This is a genomic window from Flavobacterium sp. (assembly GCF_003525665.1).
GTDB lineage: Bacteria > Bacteroidota > Bacteroidia > Flavobacteriales > Flavobacteriaceae > Flavobacterium.
In genome coordinates this window covers 10,732-13,409 of record NZ_DQDX01000084.1, presented here as the reverse complement: position 1 = coordinate 13,409, position 2,678 = coordinate 10,732, and the positions used below count along the sequence as shown (strand labels likewise).

At 26.0% G+C, this 2,678-nt stretch carries 3 protein-coding genes; all 3 read left to right on the top strand.

Annotated features, from left to right (window positions below):
• Positions 1-772, top strand: a 772-nt coding sequence (locus tag DIU01_RS06145; protein WP_290832548.1) for a hypothetical protein, incomplete at its 5' end; no start/stop codon positions are given.
• Entirely contained in the window at positions 769-1,707 is a 939-nt protein-coding gene (locus DIU01_RS06140) for a hypothetical protein (protein ID WP_290832546.1), read from the top strand. The genes DIU01_RS06145 and DIU01_RS06140, both read left to right, overlap by 4 nt.
• The coding region (locus DIU01_RS06135; RefSeq protein ID WP_290832544.1) for a hypothetical protein at positions 1,700-2,678 on the top strand (979 nt) is incomplete at its 3' end. The genes DIU01_RS06140 and DIU01_RS06135, both read left to right, overlap by 8 nt.

The following is a 2,678-nucleotide window of genomic DNA, read 5'->3' as shown; positions in this document are numbered from 1 at the left end:
CGTAATAGAATTTAACGAGCAAATAAAATCAATCGAAAATAAAAATAATGAGTTAGAAGTAGAATTAATTTCAGCTAATAAAAAAGTTGGTTATCTTAATCAAATTAAAGATGAAATAGCTGTTTTCAACTCTAAATTCAAATTAAAAGTTGATGAATTGGTTAACAATGTATTTGAACCAATTAAAAATACTGTTGAAGATATTTTAAATGAATATTTTCAAAATGATCCTCAATATAAACTCGAAATAAGATTAAAAGAAAATAAGTTAAACATCGAAGGTGAAGAATATATAACTAAATATATAGTGGCAGAAATAATAGATAAGAAAACCAACGAAATAGTTACAACTCCGCAAAATTATTTCAACACCTTTAGATACAAATTATTTTCATTAATGATAGGTTTAAGTATCGCTTTAGCTTCGCGAAAAACCTATAAAATAAATTTCCCATTAGTAATGGATGATTTATTTTTTGCAAGTGATTTTATAAATAAAAATTCATTTTCAAAGTTTTTACAAAACATTATCAAACTATTCCAAAAGCACACACCAGATATCCCATTGCAACTAATTTTATTTACACACGATGATTTAATCTTTAGAACGTCTATTGATAGTATTGAAAATTTAGCAATGGCAGATGACACTTTATTTGGTAGAATGTTCAAAATGTCTTATCAGCAAATAAAGTCAAATAACTCAGAACCAAAAGGAGGGTATAACGATTTGATATATTCAATTCCAAAAAAATTAAAAATTAAAATATGACAAAAAAAATAAAAGATATAAATTATAACAATTTTAAAATTATTGGCATAATCTTAATAGCTTTATTGGTGGTTTTGTTTTCACTGCAATGGATTAGTCTAGACAAAAAAATTAGCGATATTAAAAAGCAAAATAGAAATAAGTTAGACTCTTTAATAACATTAAATTTATCTAATGAAATAAAATTTAGTAAAACTGATAAAGGAGTTTATATTGTTGAACCTGAGGAAATAACCTACTTAAACAACAAAATCAATATACTTTCTAAAGAAGTGTACAGAGAAACTAATAGAGCAGAAAGCATTATTGATAAAGATTTAGATAGGTTAAATCTTTATATGGCAATTGGCATAGGTTTTATGACTTTATTAGGAATTTTTGTACCTATTCTTGTTAATATTATTAGTGTACAAGATTTAAAAGAAAAACAATTTTCATTTAATACAAAGCTTGATGATTTTCAAAAGAAATATGACGAGTTACCTGATAAAGAAACATTGAATAAAGCAATAGAAGACTCAAATAAGGTTTCAAGTAAGTTAAATACATTATCACTTCAAATTTCAATAAACAGATTTTTTAATATGAATGCAAATTATTTACAAGAGTTTGCATTTAATGGTAATTTTGATAGGTACGTAAACCTTTTAAATTTAATAATATTAGAATTAAATAAATGTAAGGACGATACCTTGCACAAGATATATGAAGATGACTCCTTAAAAGACACTATTTATGATTTTTCAAAAATTTTATATGATGAAAGATTTGTTTTTGCGACATATATTGAAAATCCCGATATAACAGGAAAGTTTGTTGAAATTGCTGAAAGCTTAAGAAATCTTTCAAATTCAATTGCAGATAATGAAAATCAAAACTATGAAATTGTAACTGATTTAATCAATGAACTCATTGAACTATTAAGAAATGCTTAAAATCAACCAACAACTCAAACGTATAGAAATCAAAGAATTTGAAATTGAAAACCAAATTGTTTTCAATTACTTTGATAACTTGTCAACAACTGAACGAGACGAAAAATTACTTCGTGCTATTTACATTGGTGTTTTGGCATTAATGGAAGATAGAATATCAGCTTTCCTGGCTAAAACTAATAATGAATTGGGTACTGAATTAGAAAGTCTTAAAATGATTTTCGAAATGAAAAAGGAGTTATTTTACAAGTCAACTATAAAAGGTACTTTAGCCGAAGATGAAATTGCTGATTTCTTAAACAACTATTTTTTTGAAAGAAGATTAAAAGACAAAGCTTTCTTAACTGGAAACACAGCTGGAAATCTTCCAAAAAACAAAACAGGAGATATTATTTGTGAGGTAAATGGTTCACCAGATTTAAAGATTGCCATTGAATGTAAGTTTGATAAAAGTATTCGTTTTGGTGAAATTGAAAATAAAGAAATTTTCATTCGAAAAACAGATACCGCTTGGAGCCAATTAATAGAAGCACAAGCTAACAGAGATTCAAAAGTGAGTATTATTGTTTTTGATATTTCATTGGTTGATAATTCTATTCTCAAAAATTTTGACAATGTGGGTTACATTCCAGAAGTTGGTTTTGTTGCCATTATAAATTCTCAAAAAGGAGATTATTCTAACCTTGCAATCGCTTACATGTTGGCTCGTGATATTGCGACAAATGCAAAAGAAATCGAATTAGACAAGAATGTTTTAGCAATGATTGTGAATAGAATAATTAAAGACATCAATGAAATTTTGTCAATTAAATCTTTAGTTCTAAATAACATTGATAACAACAAAGCAATTCTAAAACAATTAGATAAATCAATGCTATTGATGGAATTTAACCAAGAATATCTAAAGCGTTTCTTAAGTCAAGGAACTTTAACCAAGAAAGATTTACTTGATTTTTATATGGGTGAAGATA